Here is a 16,145-nt window from a genome sequence, read left to right as displayed (position 1 = left end):
CGGTGGGAAAGTTACCTCGCATGACGGCTGTTGAACCCACCACCGACGGAACCTACAAAGACCGGATCGCTGCGGTCGAACCCGGTGGCAACGAGTTCATCGCCGAGGCGGACCGGCACGGCAAGCCGAGCCAGCTGTTCTGGACGTGGACGTCGCCCAACATGGAATTCGCGACGGTGTTCGTCGGCATGCTGGCCGTCCTCGCCTTCGGCATGAGCTTCTGGCAGGCGGTCGCCGGGATCGTCGTCGGGACGGGGCTGGGTGCCATCGCGCACTATTTCCTGTCCGCGCGTGGGCCGCTGCACGGCGTGCCGCAGATGGTGCTGGGCCGAATGGCGTTCGGGTTCAAGGGCAATGCGTTGCCGGCGACGCTGATGTCGATCACCGCGGGCGTCGGTTGGTTCGCCACCAACAGCGTCAGCGGTGCGTTTGCCCTGTCCACCCTGTTCGGCTTCGGGCCGCTGATCGGCCTGATCATCATCGTGGTGCTGCAGACGGCGTTCGCGTTCTTCGGTCACAACCTGGTGCAGGCGTTCGAGCGGTGGTCGTTCCCCGCGCTCGTCGTCGTCTTCGGCGCGGCATCGGTCGGAATCTTCGCGCACGCGAATCTGGGTGCGCCCGCGCCGTCGGGCGGCGTCGGCGGACTCGGCGGCTTCCTGCTCACCGTCGGCACGTCGTTCGGCTACGCGGCCGGCTGGACCCCGTACGCCGCGGACTACACGCGCTATCTGCCGTCGGCGGTGTCCACTTTCGCGACGGGGTTCTTCGCCTCGACCGGGTTGTTCATCTCGTGCGCGGTCCTGGAGATCGTCGGGGCGGCATCGGCGACGTTCGGCACCGCGAGCCTGGCCAATCCGACCGCGTCGTTCACGGCCGAGCTCGGGCCGTGGCTGGCCAAGGCGACCCTGCTGGCCATCGCGATCGGCGCGATCGCCGCCAATGCGCTCAATATCTATTCCGGGGCAATGGCTTTCGTGACCATCGGGATCACGTTGCCGCCGCATATCGCGCGGGCGCTGGTGACCGTCTTCTTCGGCGTCGCCGGTTTCCTGATCGCCTGGTGGGCGTTGCCCGACGCCGCGCACAGCTATGAAGCGTTCCTGCTGGTGATCGCCTACTGGATCGGACCGTGGCTGGGTGTGGTCTTCGCCGATCAGTATCTGCGTCGCGGGCAACACATTGCCGGGTACCTCTACGACCGCTCGTACTCGAACTGGCCCGGGCTGCTGTCCTTCGCGCTGGGACTGGGCCTGTCGGTGCTGTTGTTCTCCAACCAGGAGAAGTTCGTCGGTTACATCGCCCGTGCGGTGCCGAAGCTCGGCGACATCACCTTCTTCGTCGGCTTCGTCATCGCGGGTGTCGCGTACCTGGTGTTGTGTCGAAAGAAGATCGCCGCGGAATGCGCCGCCGTATGACCCCTGAGCAGATGCTCGACGTCGCGGTCGCCGAAGCCCGAAAAGGGCTGTCCGAAGGCGGCATTCCGATCGGCGCGGCGTTGTTTCGCGCCGATGGTGAACTCCTGGGCGCCGGGCACAACCGCCGGGTGCAGAACGATGATCCCTCGGTGCACGCCGAGACCGACGCGTTCCGCGCGGCCGGGCGCCAGCGCGGCTACCGCTCGACCATCATGGTGACGACGCTGTCGCCGTGCTGGTATTGCAGCGGGCTGGTGCGGCAGTTCGGCATCGGCGCGGTGGTGATCGGGGAGGCCCGCACGTTCCACGGCGGTCATGACTGGCTGGCCGAACATGGTGTGGCGGTTACGGTATTGGACGACGAGCGGTGCGTGGCCATGATGGAGGACTTCATCGCGGCCCACCCCGAATTGTGGGCGGAGGATATCGGCGAATGAGTGCCATTGCGACAGTGGATATTTCCCGCTGGTATGCCGGCGGAGCCGAGGCCGATGCGTTGGCCGCCGAGGTCGACGAGGGGCTGCAGCGCGCCGGTTTCATCGTGGTCACCGGTCACGGGGTGGACCAGGGGTTGGCGGCTGCGGTGCGCGCGGCCAGCCGGGAGTTCTTCGCGTTGCCCGACGAGGTCAAGCAGCGGTACTCGGTGCCGGTCGGCGGGCACGGCTGGATCGGCCCGGGTGCCGAGGCCAACGGTTACGCCGAGGGCACCGAGACACCACCCGATCTCAAGGAGAGTTTCAGCCTGGGCGCGGAAACGTCGACGGGGGATCCGGAGGTGGACCGAATCTGGTTCGCCCCCAACGTATGGCCCGCCGAGGTGCCCGCATTGCAGACGTTGGTGGATGAATACACCGCCCAGATGCGCCGATTGTCCGACGATCTGCTGGCCCTGTTCGCGCACGCGCTGGGACTGGCGGCGAATCCTTTTGCGGCGCTGGCAGATCGGCCGACGTGGACCATGAACATCAACCACTACCCGCCGGTGAGCGTCGTGGGCGAACCCGAGCCGGGGCAGTTCCGCATCGGCCCGCACACCGATTTCGGCACCGTCACGGTGCTCGACCGGGAGCCGGGCGCCGGTGGGCTGCAGGTGTATTCCGAGGCAGCGGGCTGGGAGGACGCGCCCTGGGAACCGGGCGCGCTGACGGTGAACATCGGAGACCTGCTGGAGTATTGGAGCGGACGACGCTGGCCGTCCGGCCGCCACCGCGTGCTGCCGCCGCAACCGCACGCACCGGAAGAGGACCTGGTGTCGCTGATCTACTTCTACGAAGCCAACCACGACGCGCTGATCACCCCGTTGCAGCCGCCCATCGGTGCGGTGTCCGGGCTCGCGCCGGTGGTCTCCGCGGATTTCATCAAGGAACGGCTGGACGCCATCACCGTCGGCTGAGCGGCCCTCAGAACTCGTGCCGGTACTCCCGCAACCGAACCCGGCCGTCGACCGCCAGCACCCCTTCGGCGCGCAGCCGTTCCAGCTGCCGCGTCGCCAGATGCGCTGCCGGCCGGCCCGACGCGCTGATCACGCGGTGCCAGGGCAGGTCCGAGGAATCGGTCCGCATGATCCAGCCGACGATCCGCGGGCTGGAAAGCCCTGCGGCATCGGCGATGTCGCCGTACGTCGACACCTGGCCGGACGGTATCGACGCGACGAGACCCCGCACCTTCTCCACCTGCTCGTCGGTGACAGCCGCCACGATCAGACCAGGTGACGCCGGATCACGTCGGCGGTTTCGGCGGGCATGGCGTGCGGCACCATGTGGTCGCAATCGAATTCGGTCAGCACGAAGTCGGCGCCGAGCCGGGCCTGCAAACCCGACACGAGTTCGCCGGTGACGTAGGCCGGATGGGTTCGTTTGGCCAGCACCAGCGTCGTCGGTGTGCCCTGCGGCGGCAACACGATCGGGCGGGCCAGCTCACTCCAGTAGGACATCATGGCGGGCAGGCTGATGCGCCAGCCGACGCGTCCGCCCGGCAGGGCGACCAGGTGCTCGTCCAGGTCGCGCTCGAGTTCGCCGGGGTACTTCGCCGAGACCTCGCCCCACGATCCGTTCACCTTCTCGGCGTGGGCCTCCTGGCGGTCCGGGTAGTCGGGGGAGCCGAGCATGGCGTCGGCGATCTCGCTCATCCAGCTGCCGTCCAGCCCGGTCGCCGGGTCCAGCAGCACCAGGCCGGACACCAGATTCGGATGGGCGGCAGCGAGATTGAGCGCTATCGCGCCACCGAATGAATGTGCCACCACGACCACCGGCCCGTCGGCCTCGTCCTGGAGGAGGGCCGCCAGGGCCGCGACGTTCTCGTCGATGTTCCACGGCGCCGCCCACGACGAATGGCCATGTCCCAGGAGGTCGGGCGCCAGCACGGCATATTCGGCCAGATACCCGTCCGCCAGTGTCTGCCAGCGCTTTCCGTGGCCGGTCAGGCCGTGCAGGGCCAGGATCTGTGCCGGCCGCGCCGGTCCGTAGTGGTACACCTGCAAGCTCACCCCGTTGATGCTGCCAGACATCGCGGCCGGACGTCGCCGTCGGCCGAACTTGTCGTACCCCCGTGGTTGCATTCCTGCCATGGCCGCCCCGCACTCCGCACTCACCGCGCCCGGCTCGGTTAATGCCCTGACCGAGCCCGGGCAGCGCGGTGTCGTGCGGGTGCTGGGCGGCCCCGGAACCGGGAAGACCGAGCTGCTGATCCGCACGGCGGCAACACATATCGCGGCGGGAACCGATCCGGAGTCGGTGCTCCTGCTCACCGGTTCGGCGCGGCTGGGCAGCCGGGTCCGCGGCGCCATCACCTCGGCGCTGCTGGGCGATACCGGCCAGGTCACCCGGGAGCCGCTGGTTCGCACCCTGCACTCCTACGCGTTCGCCGTGCTGCGGCAGGCCGCGCAGCGTGCCGGTGACCCGCCGCCGCGCCTGATCACCAGTGCCGAGCAGGACGGCATCATCCGCGAGCTCCTCGCCGGTGATCTGGAGGATGGCGACGAGGCGAGCGTGGACTGGCCGCTGCACCTGCGGCCGGCGTTGGGCACCGCGGGGTTCGCGACCGAATTGCGGGACCTGTTGGCCCGCTGCACCGAACGCGGCGTCGACCCCGCGGATCTGCGCCGGATCGGCCGCAAGGCCGGCCGTCCGGAGTGGGTGGCGGCGGCCCGGTTCGCCCAGGTCTACGAGCAGGTCATGCTGCTGCGCAGCGCCGTCGGCATGGCGGCCCCGCAGGCGACGGTGCCCGCGCTGGGCGCGGCCGAGCTGGTGGGCGCCGCGCTCGAGGCCTTCGCCGTCGATCCCGCGCTGCTGGACGCCGAACGCGCCCGCATCAAGCTGTTGCTCGTCGACGACGCGCAGCACCTCGATCCGCAGGCCGCGCTGCTGGTGCGGGTGCTGGCGGCCGGTGCCCAGCTGACGGTCATCGCCGGTGACCCGAGCCAGACCGTGTTCGGCTACCGCGGCGCCGAGCCGACGCTGCTGTACGGCCCCGATGACCAGCCGCAGGTGGTGCTGACCGAGTCCCACCGGTGCTCGCCCGCGGTGGCCGGAGCGGTCGCGGCCGTCGCGCGGCGGCTGCCCGGCGTGGACGCGTCCCGGGCCCTGACGCCGGCGACGACGGATCAGCTCGGCTCGCTGGCGGTGCGCGTCGCCGGATCGCCGCATGCCGAGTCCGCGTTGATCGCCGACGCCTTGCGACGCGCGCACCTGGTCGACGGCGTGCCGTGGTCGCAGATGGCCGTCATCGTGCGCTCGGTACCGCGGGCCGGGACAGCGCTGGCCCGGGCCCTGAGCGCCGCCGGGGTGCCGGTGCAGCAGCAGGCCGGCATGGCGCCACCCGCGCAGCATCCGGCGGTGGGCGCGCTGCTCACGGTGCTGGACTGCGTCGCCGACCAACTGACCGGTGACCGGGCGCTGGCTCTGCTGACCGGCCCCATCGGCCGCGTGGACCCGGTGTCACTGCGCCAGTTGCGGCGCGCGCTGCGCCGCGCGGACGGCAGCGGTCGCGATTTCGGTGACCTGCTCGTCGAGGCGCTGACCGGAAGTACCGAACATTCGCTGTCCGATCAGCTGGCACGGCCGGTGCGGCGCGTCCTCGCGGTTCTCGACGCGGCGCGCCGGTCGGCGACCGCGGGCCAGGATCCGCGTTTCGTGCTGTGGCAGGCCTGGCACGCCAGCGGGTTGTCGCGCCGGTGGCAGGCCGCGGCCGGGCGTCCGGGTGCGGCCGGGGTGGCGGCAAACGCCGATCTGGATGCCGTCACCGCGCTGTTCGACACCGCCGACCAGTACGTCGCCCGCACCGCGGCGGCGTCCCTCGCCGGCTTGATCGACCACGTCCGCGCTCTCTCCTGGGCGGGTTCGGCTCCCGAGCGCGCCGAGGCCGACGAGGTGGCCGTGCTCAGTGCCCATGCCGCGCTGGGGCGGGAGTGGGATTTCGTGGTCATCGCGGGCTTGCAGGAAGGGTTGTGGCCCAACACCGTTCCGCGTGGGGGCGTACTCGGCACCCAGCAGCTCCTCGACATCGTCGACGGGGTGGGCGATGTGCGCGGCATGTCGGCCACCGCGCCGCTGCTGGCCGAGGAACGGCGACTGCTGGTCGCCGCGCTGGGACGGGCCCGCAACCGCGTGCTGGTGACGGCCGTGGACAGCGACAACGGTGACGAGGCGTTGCTGCCGTCGACGTTCTTCGAGGAGCTGGCGGCCCTGGCCGGCGGCACCGACCCCGACGCCGACGAGCTCCCGGTGCATGCGCCCGCCGTGTTGTCGCCGTCGGCAGTGGTCGGCCGGTTGCGGTCGGTGGTGTGTGCTCCCGACGGCGCGGTCGAGGAAACCGACCGGCTGTGTGCGGCAGCGCAATTGGCCCGGCTGGCCGAGGCCGGCGTGCCGGGCGCCGACCCGGCGCAGTGGTACGCCAGCACGGCGCTGTCCACTGCCGAGCCGCTGTGGTCGGGCGACGACCACGTCGTCACGGTGTCGCCGTCGACCGTGCAGACCCTGACCGACTGCCCGCTGCGCTGGATGCTGGAGCGCCACGGCGGCAGCGACGGCCGCGATCTGCGGTCGGCGTTGGGCTCGCTGGTGCACGCCCTGGTTGCCGATTCGGGTCGCAGCGAGGCGCAGCTGCGGGGTGAACTCGAAAAGGTCTGGCAGCAGCTGCCTTTCGATTCGAACTGGTATGCCGACAACGAGCTGGAGCGGTACCGCGCCATGCTGGCGACGTTCACGACGTGGCGGCAGGAGACCCGCGGTGAGCTGACCGAGGTCGGTACCGAACTCGAGGTGTCCGGCACGATCGCCGACGAGGGGCTGCAGGTGCAGGTGAAGGGACGTATCGACCGCCTGGAACGGGACCGTGAGGGCCGCCTCGTGGTGGTCGATGTCAAGACCGGCAAGAGCCCCGCCACCAAGGCCGATGCCCAGGAGCACGCCCAGCTCGCGCTGTACCAGCTGGCGATCGCCGAAGGTGTTGTGCCGCATGGTGATCAGCCCGGCGGTGGTCGGCTGGTGTATCCGGCCAAACCTGCCAAGACCGGCGCCACCGAACGCGAACAGGATCCGATGGGGGAGACGGCGCAGGCGCAGTGGCGGCAGCGGGTGACCGACGCCGCCGCGGCGACGGCCGGGCCGCACTTCGTCGCGCGCGTCGGTTCCGGGTGTGCGACGTGCCCGGTGCGGGACATGTGCCCGGCGCAGGGTACGAAGGGGGCATGCTCGTGACGTACAGCCCCGCCGAACTTGCCGAGGCGCTCGGGCTGTTCACCCCGACCGACGAGCAGGCGGCGGTCATCGCCGCGCCGCCGGGACCGCTGGTGGTGATCGCGGGGGCCGGTGCCGGGAAGACCGAGACCATGGCCGCGCGCGTGGTGTGGCTGGTGGCCAACGGCTATGCCACGCCGTCACAGGTGCTGGGGTTGACCTTCACCCGCAAGGCCGCCGGACAGTTGCTGCGCCGTGTGCGTACCCGGCTGGCCCGCCTGGCGGGGTCGGGTCTGCTGCCCGGCGTCTCGCTGGCCGACGAGCACGCCACCGTCAGCACCTACCACGCCTTCGCGGGCACCTTGCTGCGCGAGTACGGGCTGCTGCTGCCCATCGAGCCGGCCACCCGGCTGGTCACCGAAACCGAGATGTGGCAGTTGGCTTTTCGGGTGGTGTCCGACTTCCCGGGGCAGCTGCACACCGACAAGTCCCCGGCCGCCGTCACCCAGATGGTGCTGCGCCTGGCCGGCCAGCTGTCCGAGCATCTCGTCGACACCGACGCCGTGCGCGACACGCATCACGAGCTGGAGCGGCTCATTCTCACGCTCCCCGGGGGCCCGGGCCAACGCGGCGGGCCCACCCAGTCGCTGCTGAACCTGCTGGCCACCCAGACCGAGCGGGCCGAGCTGGTGCCGCTGATCGATGCCGTGCACCAGCGCATGGGGGAAGCGCAGGTCATGGACTTCGGCAGCCAGATGTCGGCCGCGGCCCGCCTGGCCGAGCGTTTCCCGCAGGTCGGCGCGCAGCTGCGGGAGCGGTATCGCGTCGTCCTGCTCGACGAATACCAGGACACCGGGCACGCTCAGCGGGTCGCGCTGTCGTCGCTGTTCGGCGGCGGCGTCGACGACGGCCTGGCGCTGACGGCCGTCGGGGATCCCATCCAGTCGATCTACGGCTGGCGCGGCGCGTCGGCGACCAACCTGCCGCGGTTCACCACCGACTTCCGCCTGTCGGACGGTTCGCCGGCCCCGACCCTGGAATTGCGGACCAGCTGGCGCAATCCGCCGCGGGCACTCAAGCTGGCCAACGAGGTGTCCGCCGAGGCACGGCGCCGCAGTGTGAGCGTGCGCGAACTGCTGCCGCGCCCGGGCGCCGAGCCGGGGACCATCCAGTGCGCGTTGCTGGACGATGTTGTCGCCGAACGTGATTGGGTGGCCGACCACCTGGCCCGCCGGTACCACGGCGCGGTGGCCGCAGGAGAGCCGGTGCCGACGGCCGCCGTCCTGGTGCGCCGCAACGCCGACGCCGCGCCCATCGCCGAGGCGCTGACTGCCCGCGGGGTGCCCGTCGAGGTGGTCGGTCTGGCCGGGCTGCTGGCCATCCCCGAGGTCGCTGACGTCGTCGCGATGCTGCGCCTGGTCGCCGAACCGACCGCCGGGGTCGCCGCGATGCGGGTGCTCACCAGCGCGCGGTGGCGGTTCGGCGCAGCCGACCTGGCCGCGCTGTGGCGCCGCGCCTCGGAACTGGATGCGCCCGACCCGGCGCGGACGTCCGGGTCGGCCGCCGAGCAGGCCGTCGCACAGGTCGCCCCCGACGCCGACCACGCCTGCCTGGCCGACGCGATCAGTGATCCGGGCCCGGCCGACCGCTACTCACCCGAAGGACACCGCCGGCTGCTCGCCCTGGCCGCCGAACTGAGCCAGCTGCGTGCGCACCTGCACCAGCCGCTGCCGGATCTGGTCGCCGAAGTGCGTCGGGTCCTGGGTATCGACGCCGAAACCCGCGCGGCCAGTGGGGTTTCCGAGGGCTGGCGCGGCACCGAACATCTCGATGCCTTCGCCGATGTGGTCGCGGGATACGCCGCCCGGCCGGCCGCAGAACCGGACGGCGCAGCATCCATCGCCGGACTGCTGGCGTACCTGACCGCGGCCGCGGAGGTGGAGAACGGGCTGGCCCCGGCACAGGTGACGGTGGCCTCGGACCGCGTGCAGATCCTGACGGTGCACGCGGCCAAGGGCCTGGAATGGCAGATCGTCGCGGTTCCGCACCTGGTTGCCCGGGTGTTCCCGTCGACGGCGTCGCAGCGCACCTGGCTGACCGACGCGGGGGACCTGCCGCCGTTGTTGCGTGGGGACCGTGCCGAGCTGTCCGAGCATGGCGTGCCGGTGCTCGACACGTCCGACGTCTACGACCGGAAGATGTTGGCGGACAAGATCGCCGCGCACAAGGCGCTGCTCGATCAGCGGCGCACCGATGAGGAACGCCGACTGCTCTACGTGGCCCTCACCCGGGCCGAGGACACCCTGCTGTTGTCCGGATATCACTGGGGGACGACGGCCGGGAAACCGGCGGGACCTTCTGACTTCCTGATCGAGATGCGCGACATCATCGAACGGGCAGCGCAGGAGGGCGACCCCTGCGGCGAAATCGAGCAGTGGGCCCCGGCACCCGCGGAAAAGGCCGTCAACCCGTTGCGGGACAACGTCGTCGAGTGCTCCTGGCCCGTCGACCCGGCTGGTTCCCGGCGCGGGGACGTCGACCGGGGCGCGGCCCTGGTGGCCCAGGCGCTCGCCGCAGGGGCCGAGGACCTCGAGGACCGGCACGGCTGGGCTGCCGACGTGGACGCCCTGCTGGCCGAGCGCGAGCGGGCCCAGGAGCGCGGTCCGCTCGACCTGCCGCCGCAGTTGTCGGTGAGCACGTTGGTCGACCTGGGCAGCGACCGGTCGGGTGCACTGCAGCGGCTGCAGCGACGGCTGCCGGCCCGGCCGGACCCGCAGGCGCTGCTGGGCACCGCGTTCCACGACTGGGTGCAGCGGTACTTCTCCGCCGAGCGGTTGTTCGACCTCGACGACCTGCCCGGTGCGGTCGACGCCGAGCTGGGGCAGGCCGTCGCCGAGGAACTGGCAGACCTGCAGGCCGCGTTCGCCCTCTCGGAGTGGGCGGCCCGTACCCCGATCGACATCGAGGTGCCGTTCGACATGGTGATCGGTGACCGGGTGATCCGCGGCCGTATCGACGCGGTGTTCGCCGACGCCGACGGTGGCTACACCGTGCTCGACTGGAAAACCGGCGATCCGCCCACCACTCCGGAAACGCTGCGCAACAAGGCCATTCAGCTGGCGGTGTACCGCCTGGCCTGGTCGTCCATCCAGGGCGTACCCGTCGATGCGGTGCGGGCGGTCTTCCACTACGTGCGCGCGGGGCAGACGGTGGCACCCACCGACCTGCCCGGCGCCGACGAGCTGGCGGCGCTAGTTCACCTCGGGTGAGTTGCGGTAGATCTTGAGTGCCTGGGTCACCATCGGCACTTGCAACGGCAGCCGGGCCAGTGCCGCGATGCGGGCCGGCCACCCCTTGGGCCACCACAGCCGGACCATGTTGACGTTCGCCGGGAAGACGCTGAGGAAAAGTGCGACCGCGGCCAGCGCGCCCAGCTTGCGGGTACGGGGCAGGAGCAGCGCGGCGCCGGTGGCGACTTCGCCGACGCCCGACGCGTAGGTGTAGAACCGTGCCGTGCCGGGGAGTTCCGCCGGGACGATGCCGTCGAAAGGCTTCGGTGCGACGAAGTGCAGGGCGCCCATTCCGACGAGCAGCGCGCCCATTCGGTACGCGGGCGCCTGGCTGGGGGTGGTGTTGGCAGTGCTGTTGGCGGCGGTCATGGTTACATAGTGCTGTGCCGAGCCGTCTCGTGGTGAGTCTCCGCCAGATAATGGAGCCGCATGGCTCGCGTTAGGTTGTCGCGGCGCATGGCCGCGATGGAACAGAACCTCACGAGCCGCCAGAACGCGGATCTGGTTGATGTGCTGCAGATTCCGGAAGCGTTCGTCAGTCCCATCCGCCGGATCGTGCGCCGTGTCATCTACGCGCTGCTGGTGCTCGCCGCCGCGGTGCTCGTCGTGTACCTCGACCGCGACGGCTACCGCGACGCCCAGGAGAACGAGATGTCGCTCCTGGACTGCATCTACTACGCGACGGTGTCGCTGTCGACCACCGGCTATGGCGACATCACACCGCTCACGCCGAGCGCGCGCCTGGTGAACGTCCTGGTGATCACGCCCATGCGGATCGCGTTCCTGATCGTGCTCATCGGTACGACCGTCGAGACGCTGACCACGCAGTCTCGTCAAGCCTTGAAGATTCAGCGATGGAGGAGCACCGTGCGCAACCACACCATCGTCGTCGGTTACGGGACCAAGGGCCGCACCGCGGTCCAGGCCATGGTCGGTGACGAGGTCGCCCCCGGAGACATCGTCGTCGTCGACGAGAACCCGGCGGCCCTGGACCGGGCGCGTGCCGCCGGACTGGTCACCGTGGTCGGCGACGCCACCAAGTCGGAGGTGCTGCGCCTCGCCGGCGCCCAGCACGCGAAGTCCATCGTCGTCGCGACCGACAAGGACGCCACCGCCGTGCTCGTCACGCTGACCGCGCGCGAGGTGGCACCCAAGGCCAAGATCGTCGCCTCGGCCCGCGAGGCCGAGAACCAGCACCTGCTGCGGCAGTCCGGTGCCGACTCGACGGTCGTCTCGTCGGAGACCGCCGGCCGGCTGCTGGGCATCGCGACCCAGACCCCGAGTGTCGTCGAGATGGTCGAAGACCTGCTCACCCCCGATGCCGGCTTCGCGATCTCCGAGCGCGAGGTCGAGGCCAAGGAGCTCGGCGGTTCGCCGCGGCACCTGACCGACATCGTGCTCGGGGTGGTGCGCGACGGGCAGCTGCTGCGGGTCGACTCGCCTGAGGTCGACGCCCTGGCGGCCGGGGACCGGCTGCTCTACATCCGCAACGCCGAAGTCGAACGGTAAGCCCCGCGATGAGCGATTTCACCCTGCGTAACGTCCCGCTGCTGTCCCGGGTCGGTGCCGACCGGGCCGACACGCTGCGCACCGACGTCGACGCCGCGATCGCCGGCTGGGAGGACGCGCTGCTGCTGCGCGTGGACCGCCGCAATCAGGTGTTGATCTCCGGTGGCCGGGTGGTGCTCGGGCGTGCCGCGGAACTCGGCGACAAGCCCGACGAGCACGCGGTGTTCCTGGGCCGGATGCCCGATGGCCGCCACGTGTGGGGCGTGCGCGCCGCACTGGAGGAGCCGACGGGCGGGACGGACGCGCCGGTCGAGGTCCTCGACCTGCGCCGGGCCGGGCCGATCTTCGACGACATCAGCGCGCAGCTCGTCTCGACGGCGACGGCCCTGCTGAACTGGCATGACAGCGCCCGCTTCAGCGCCATCGACGGCGCGCCCACCAAACCGATCAAGGGCGGCTGGGCGCGGGTCAACAGCATCGGCGGCCACGAGGAATTCCCGCGCATCGACCCGGCGATCATCTGCCTCGTGCACGACGGGCATGACCGCGCGGTGCTGGCCCGACAGACCAACTGGCCCGAGCGGTTGTTCTCACTGCTGGCCGGGTTCGTCGAGGCCGGCGAATCGTTCGAGAGCTGCGTGGTGCGCGAGATCGCCGAGGAGATCGGTCTGACCGTCACCGACGTCAAGTACCTGGGCAGTCAGCCCTGGCCGTTCCCGCGTTCGCTGATGGTCGGCTTCCACGCCATCGGTGATCCGGAGCAGCCGTTCTCGTTCAACGACGGCGAGATCGCCGAGGCCGACTGGTTCACCCGGGCCGAGGTGCGCGAGGCCCTCGAGCACGGCGACTGGAACAGCACGGCGGACACCCGGCTGCTGCTGCCCGGCTCCATCTCGATCGCCCGGGAGATCATCGAATCCTGGGCGGCTCAGTGATTTGTGCACGAAAATCCGCGGCCGGCGCGGAAAATCGTGCACAAATCCCTAACTCAGCTTGGCTTTGACGTCCTTGATGCTGGGGTTGGTCAGCGTCGAGCCGTCGGGGAACTTGACCGTCGGAACCACGTGGTTGCCGTTGTTGACCGAACCGACGAACTCGGCGGCCGCCGGGTCCTGCTCGATGTCGATCTCGGTGTAGGAGATGCCTTCGGCCTTCAGCGCGGTCTTGAGCCGCTTGCAGTAGCCGCACCAGGTCGTGCTGTACATGATCAGTGCACTCATAACGCACCTCAACGTATCCGATCGCCGCGTCATGCCGCCCAGCGGTGCCTCGTGTGTCACACCCGCCTGCCATGATGGAGGCCATGCCAGCCGAGGCCCCGCCGTCCACACTTCTCGAGGACCTCGACGACGAACAGCGTGAGGCCGTCCTCGCGCCCCGCGGCCCGGTGTGCGTGCTGGCCGGTGCCGGCACGGGCAAGACCCGCACCATCACCCGCCGCATCGCGTATCTGGTCGCCGCCGGACACGTCGCGCCGAGTCAGGTGCTGGCCGTGACGTTCACCCAACGCGCCGCCGGTGAGATGCGCGGCCGCCTCCGCAGCCTGGAAAGCGAGATCGACGGAGCACAAGGCACCGGGGCTGTCCAGGCCATGACGTTCCACGCCGCGGCGCTGCGGCAGCTGCGGTACTTCTGGCCGCGGGTGGTCGGCGACACCGGCTGGGAGTTGCTCGACAGCAAGTTCGCGGTGGTCGCGCAGGCGGCCAATCGGGCGGGCATTCAGGCCAGTACCGACGACGTGCGCGACCTGGCCGGTGAGATCGAATGGGCCAAGTCGTCCCTCATCAGTCCCGAGCTGTACCCGGAGCAGGTCGCCAAGATCGAGCGGGACATCCCGTTCGACGCCGCCAAGGTCGCCGCGGTGTATGCCGGGTACGAGGGCCTCAAGGCCCGGCGCGACGGATCGGCCCTGCTGGACTTCGACGACCTGCTGTTGCACACCGCGGCGGCCATCGAGAACGACGCCGCCGTCGCCGGCGAATTCCGCGACCGCTACCGCTGCTTCGTCGTCGACGAGTACCAGGACGTCACCCCGCTGCAGCAGCGGGTGCTCAACGCCTGGGTGGGGGAGCGCGACGACCTGACGGTGGTCGGTGACGCCAACCAGACCATCTACTCGTTCACCGGCGCCACCCCGCAATACCTCCTCGACTTCTCGCGGCGGTTCCCCGATGCGGCGCTGATCCGGCTGGAGCGCGACTACCGCAGCACGCCGCAGGTGGTGTCGCTGGCGAACCAGGTGATCTCGGCAGCGTCCGGCCGGATGGCCGCCAGCCGGTTGCAGCTCATCGGTCAGCGCGATCCGGGGCCCAAGCCGGTGTTCCGGGAACATCCCGACGAGGTCGCCGAGGCCAACGCGGTCGCCGCCGCCATCAAGAAGCTCATCCAATCCGGTACTGCCCCTTCGGAAATCGCGGTGCTGTACCGCATCAACGCGCAGTCCGAGGTGTACGAGGAGGCGCTCACCGCGGCCGGGGTGGCGTTCCAGGTGCGCGGAGGTGAGGGCTTCTTCAGCCGCCAGGAGATTCGGCAGTCGTTGCTGGCGCTGCAGCGCGCCGCGGGACACCAGGGTGACGTCGCCGGTGTCGAGCTGCCCCAGTTGGTCCGGGATCTGCTGGAACCGCTGGGCCTGACGGCCGAGCCGCCGGCGGGTACCAAGGCCCGGGAACGCTGGGATGCGTTGTTGGCCTTGGTCGAATTGGTCGAGCAGGAAGTCGCGGTGCGTCCCAACCTGGACCTGCAGGGCCTGCTCGTCGAGCTGCGTCAGCGCGCCGATTCGCGGCACCCACCGGTGGTGCAGGGTGTCACGCTGGCGTCGCTGCACGCCGCCAAGGGCCTCGAGTGGGATGCAGTGTTCCTGGTGGGTCTGGTCGACGGCACGCTGCCCATCTCGCACGCGCTGTCACATGGCGCGGACAGCGAACCGGTCGAAGAGGAGCGCCGCCTCTTCTACGTCGGAATCACCAGGGCCAGAGTGCATTTGACGATTTCGTGGGCGCTCGCCCGAGCCGCCGGCGGGCGGCAGAGCCGCAAGCCCTCGCGGTTCCTCAACGGGCTGACACCGCAGAGCCGCCGGGAACCCCAACAGCCGCAACGTAAACGGGGTCCGGCGCCGCGCTGCCGGGTCTGCAATGCGGCGTTGACGTCGTCGACCGCGATCCTGCTGCGGCGCTGCGAATCGTGCCCGTCGAACCTCGACGAGGAGCTGCTCGGCCGGCTCAAGGAGTGGCGCCTGCGTACCGCGCAGGAGATGAAGGTGCCCGCCTACGTGGTGTTCACCGACAACACCTTGATCGCGATCGCCGAGGCCCTGCCGGCCGACAATGCCGCATTGGTGGCCATTCCCGGCATCGGTGCGCGCAAGCTGGAGCAATACGGACCAGATGTGCTGGCATTGGTGAACGCGTCCCGTTAGCCCCACTAATTTGCGCCAAACATGGCGCAAATTGCGCCAAAACTGCTGGTCAAAAAATCGCTTGCCTGATTTTGGTGGTAACGTCTAGCCTCGAAGCCGCAACGAAATCCCGCGAATTCGCACCCTGTGAATCCGCAGTCGACCGCTGAGGAGGTGGCCCCGATGATCAGCTTTGATGCGTCCCGTGGCGCTGTCCTCGCTGTCTCTGGTTCCCGTGCGCCGTTGACCGCTGCCGCCTATGAGGCGGTATCGCGCGTCGGCGCCGGTTGGCATCAGATCGTTGACGTCCCCGCCATTCCCGCTGTCGCTGCAGCCGCCGCTATGCCGGCGGCACGTCTCGCGACGGCTGGACATGTCGCCGACATCCCGCAGCGCAAGCGCAACGCCAAGACCTTCGCGTCCGTGAAGCGAGGCACTACTTAGGTAGCGCCCACAGCAGCCAAAACCTGGCCACGGACCCGAAACCACCGGATCCGTGGCCAATGTTTTTGGGGCACAACCTCAAAACCACCACCTGGTCACCGATCCATCAGACAGATGAGACGCAAGACGACCAGGAAGTAGGTGATGAGGACATGACTAGCCAGACTTGCCGACAAAGGCTGGCGGTGCCATGTCATGTCGGCGACCCCGATATGTGGTTCGCTGACAACCCCACTCAGCTGGAACAGGCCAAGGCGCTGTGCGCCGACTGCCCGATCCGGTTGCAGTGCCTCAACGAGGCGCTGGAACGTGAAGAGCCGTGGGGTGTTTGGGGTGGGGAGATCCTCGAGCGCGGCGCCGTCATCGCACGCAAGCGTCCGCGCGGTCGTCCGCGTAAGGACGTCGTCGCGGCATGACC

The 16,145-nt window shown here is 69.9% G+C and carries 14 protein-coding genes; 10 read left to right on the top strand and 4 right to left on the bottom strand.

Annotation, left to right across the window (positions count from 1 at the left end; all coding sequences use genetic code 11):
* The first annotated feature begins 20 nt into the window (after positions 1 to 20).
* Genes ACJH6I_RS05210 through ACJH6I_RS05200 form a run of 3 tightly spaced genes read left to right on the top strand, consistent with a single transcriptional unit; the run spans position 21 to position 2,808 of the window.
* The gene (locus ACJH6I_RS05210) at positions 21 to 1,415 is read left to right on the top strand and encodes a cytosine permease (protein ID WP_318984122.1); all 1,395 of its coding nucleotides are present in this window, start codon (positions 21 to 23) and stop codon (positions 1,413 to 1,415) included.
* Positions 1,412 to 1,852, top strand: a complete 441-nt coding sequence (locus ACJH6I_RS05205) for a nucleoside deaminase (protein ID WP_318984123.1) — start codon at positions 1,412 to 1,414, stop codon at positions 1,850 to 1,852. The genes ACJH6I_RS05210 and ACJH6I_RS05205 overlap by 4 nt, the downstream gene beginning before the upstream one ends.
* Positions 1,849 to 2,808, top strand: coding sequence for a 2-oxoglutarate and iron-dependent oxygenase domain-containing protein (locus ACJH6I_RS05200; protein ID WP_318984124.1), 960 nt, complete (start codon positions 1,849 to 1,851; stop codon positions 2,806 to 2,808). Before ACJH6I_RS05205 ends, ACJH6I_RS05200 begins: the two co-directional genes overlap by 4 nt.
* A gap of 7 nt (positions 2,809 to 2,815) precedes the next feature.
* On the opposite strand, the gene ACJH6I_RS05195 is transcribed toward ACJH6I_RS05200, so the two are convergent.
* Positions 2,816 to 3,112 (bottom strand): MGMT family protein, encoded by a 297-nt coding sequence (locus tag ACJH6I_RS05195; RefSeq protein ID WP_318984125.1) that lies wholly within the window; start codon positions 3,110 to 3,112, stop codon positions 2,816 to 2,818.
* Between the two features lie 2 nt (positions 3,113 to 3,114).
* Positions 3,115 to 3,921 carry an alpha/beta hydrolase gene (locus tag ACJH6I_RS05190; RefSeq protein ID WP_318984126.1) on the bottom strand — a complete coding sequence of 269 codons (807 nt, stop codon included), beginning with the start codon at positions 3,919 to 3,921 and terminating at the stop codon, positions 3,115 to 3,117.
* 58 nt (positions 3,922 to 3,979) lie between these two features.
* On the opposite strand from ACJH6I_RS05190, the gene ACJH6I_RS05185 reads away from it, so the two are divergent.
* Together ACJH6I_RS05185 and ACJH6I_RS05180 are read left to right on the top strand one after the other, a co-directional pair.
* A complete protein-coding gene (locus tag ACJH6I_RS05185; RefSeq protein WP_318984127.1) occupies positions 3,980 to 7,111 on the top strand; it encodes an ATP-dependent DNA helicase in 3,132 nt (1,043 codons plus the stop codon).
* The gene (locus ACJH6I_RS05180) at positions 7,102 to 10,359 is read left to right on the top strand and encodes an ATP-dependent DNA helicase (protein WP_318984128.1); all 3,258 of its coding nucleotides are present in this window, start codon (positions 7,102 to 7,104) and stop codon (positions 10,357 to 10,359) included. Before ACJH6I_RS05185 ends, ACJH6I_RS05180 begins: the two co-directional genes overlap by 10 nt.
* Here ACJH6I_RS05180 and ACJH6I_RS05175 read toward each other — a convergent pair.
* Complete coding sequence (locus ACJH6I_RS05175) at positions 10,342 to 10,749, bottom strand: hypothetical protein (RefSeq protein ID WP_318984129.1); 408 nt, start codon at positions 10,747 to 10,749, stop codon at positions 10,342 to 10,344. The two genes, ACJH6I_RS05180 and ACJH6I_RS05175, sit on opposite strands and share 18 nt — an antisense overlap.
* A gap of 60 nt (positions 10,750 to 10,809) precedes the next feature.
* Here ACJH6I_RS05175 and ACJH6I_RS05170 point away from each other — a divergent pair, with 60 nt between their 5' ends.
* A complete protein-coding gene (locus ACJH6I_RS05170; protein WP_212806550.1) occupies positions 10,810 to 11,889 on the top strand; it encodes a TrkA family potassium uptake protein in 1,080 nt (359 codons plus the stop codon).
* Between the two features lie 8 nt (positions 11,890 to 11,897).
* Positions 11,898 to 12,824, top strand: a complete 927-nt coding sequence (gene nudC, locus ACJH6I_RS05165; protein ID WP_318984130.1) for an NAD(+) diphosphatase — start codon at positions 11,898 to 11,900, stop codon at positions 12,822 to 12,824.
* A gap of 48 nt (positions 12,825 to 12,872) precedes the next feature.
* Here the strand turns inward: nudC and mrx1 are convergent, their stop codons facing one another.
* Entirely contained in the window at positions 12,873 to 13,109 is a 237-nt protein-coding gene (mrx1, locus tag ACJH6I_RS05160; protein WP_212806548.1) for a mycoredoxin, read from the bottom strand.
* An 83-nt stretch (positions 13,110 to 13,192) separates the two neighbouring features.
* Between mrx1 and ACJH6I_RS05155 the strand changes: the two genes are divergently transcribed.
* From ACJH6I_RS05155 to ACJH6I_RS05145, 3 genes are all read left to right on the top strand, one after another.
* Positions 13,193 to 15,304: an ATP-dependent DNA helicase UvrD2 gene (locus ACJH6I_RS05155; protein ID WP_318984131.1), complete on the top strand. Its 2,112-nt coding sequence runs from the start codon at positions 13,193 to 13,195 to the stop codon at positions 15,302 to 15,304.
* A 162-nt stretch (positions 15,305 to 15,466) separates the two neighbouring features.
* Positions 15,467 to 15,727, top strand: coding sequence for a hypothetical protein (locus tag ACJH6I_RS05150; RefSeq protein WP_318984132.1), 261 nt, complete (start codon positions 15,467 to 15,469; stop codon positions 15,725 to 15,727).
* Between the two features lie 152 nt (positions 15,728 to 15,879).
* Positions 15,880 to 16,143, top strand: a complete 264-nt coding sequence (locus tag ACJH6I_RS05145; protein ID WP_029105582.1) for a WhiB family transcriptional regulator — start codon at positions 15,880 to 15,882, stop codon at positions 16,141 to 16,143.
* Positions 16,144 to 16,145 lie beyond the last annotated feature (2 nt).

The sequence above is a fragment of the Mycobacterium sp. SMC-13 genome (assembly GCF_045311035.1).
Classification (GTDB): Bacteria; Actinomycetota; Actinomycetes; order Mycobacteriales; family Mycobacteriaceae; genus Mycobacterium.
This window is presented reverse-complemented; position numbering and strand designations above follow the sequence as displayed.

Bases quoted from the DNA above. Each gene is read 5' to 3' on its own strand.
- ACJH6I_RS05210 (WP_318984122.1), top strand. From the start codon at position 21: ATGACGGCTGTTGAACCCACCACCGACGGAACCTACAAAGACCGGATC.
- ACJH6I_RS05205 (WP_318984123.1), top strand. From the start codon at position 1,412: ATGACCCCTGAGCAGATGCTCGACGTCGCGGTCGCCGAAGCCCGAAAA.
- ACJH6I_RS05200 (WP_318984124.1), top strand. From the start codon at position 1,849: ATGAGTGCCATTGCGACAGTGGATATTTCCCGCTGGTATGCCGGCGGA.
- ACJH6I_RS05190 (WP_318984126.1), bottom strand. From the start codon at position 3,921: ATGTCTGGCAGCATCAACGGGGTGAGCTTGCAGGTGTACCACTACGGA.
- ACJH6I_RS05185 (WP_318984127.1), top strand. From the start codon at position 3,980: ATGGCCGCCCCGCACTCCGCACTCACCGCGCCCGGCTCGGTTAATGCC.
- ACJH6I_RS05180 (WP_318984128.1), top strand. From the start codon at position 7,102: ATGCTCGTGACGTACAGCCCCGCCGAACTTGCCGAGGCGCTCGGGCTG.
- ACJH6I_RS05175 (WP_318984129.1), bottom strand. From the start codon at position 10,749: ATGACCGCCGCCAACAGCACTGCCAACACCACCCCCAGCCAGGCGCCC.
- ACJH6I_RS05170 (WP_212806550.1), top strand. From the start codon at position 10,810: ATGGCTCGCGTTAGGTTGTCGCGGCGCATGGCCGCGATGGAACAGAAC.
- nudC (WP_318984130.1), top strand. From the start codon at position 11,898: ATGAGCGATTTCACCCTGCGTAACGTCCCGCTGCTGTCCCGGGTCGGT.
- mrx1 (WP_212806548.1), bottom strand. From the start codon at position 13,109: ATGAGTGCACTGATCATGTACAGCACGACCTGGTGCGGCTACTGCAAG.
- ACJH6I_RS05155 (WP_318984131.1), top strand. From the start codon at position 13,193: ATGCCAGCCGAGGCCCCGCCGTCCACACTTCTCGAGGACCTCGACGAC.
- ACJH6I_RS05150 (WP_318984132.1), top strand. From the start codon at position 15,467: ATGATCAGCTTTGATGCGTCCCGTGGCGCTGTCCTCGCTGTCTCTGGT.
- ACJH6I_RS05145 (WP_029105582.1), top strand. From the start codon at position 15,880: ATGACTAGCCAGACTTGCCGACAAAGGCTGGCGGTGCCATGTCATGTC.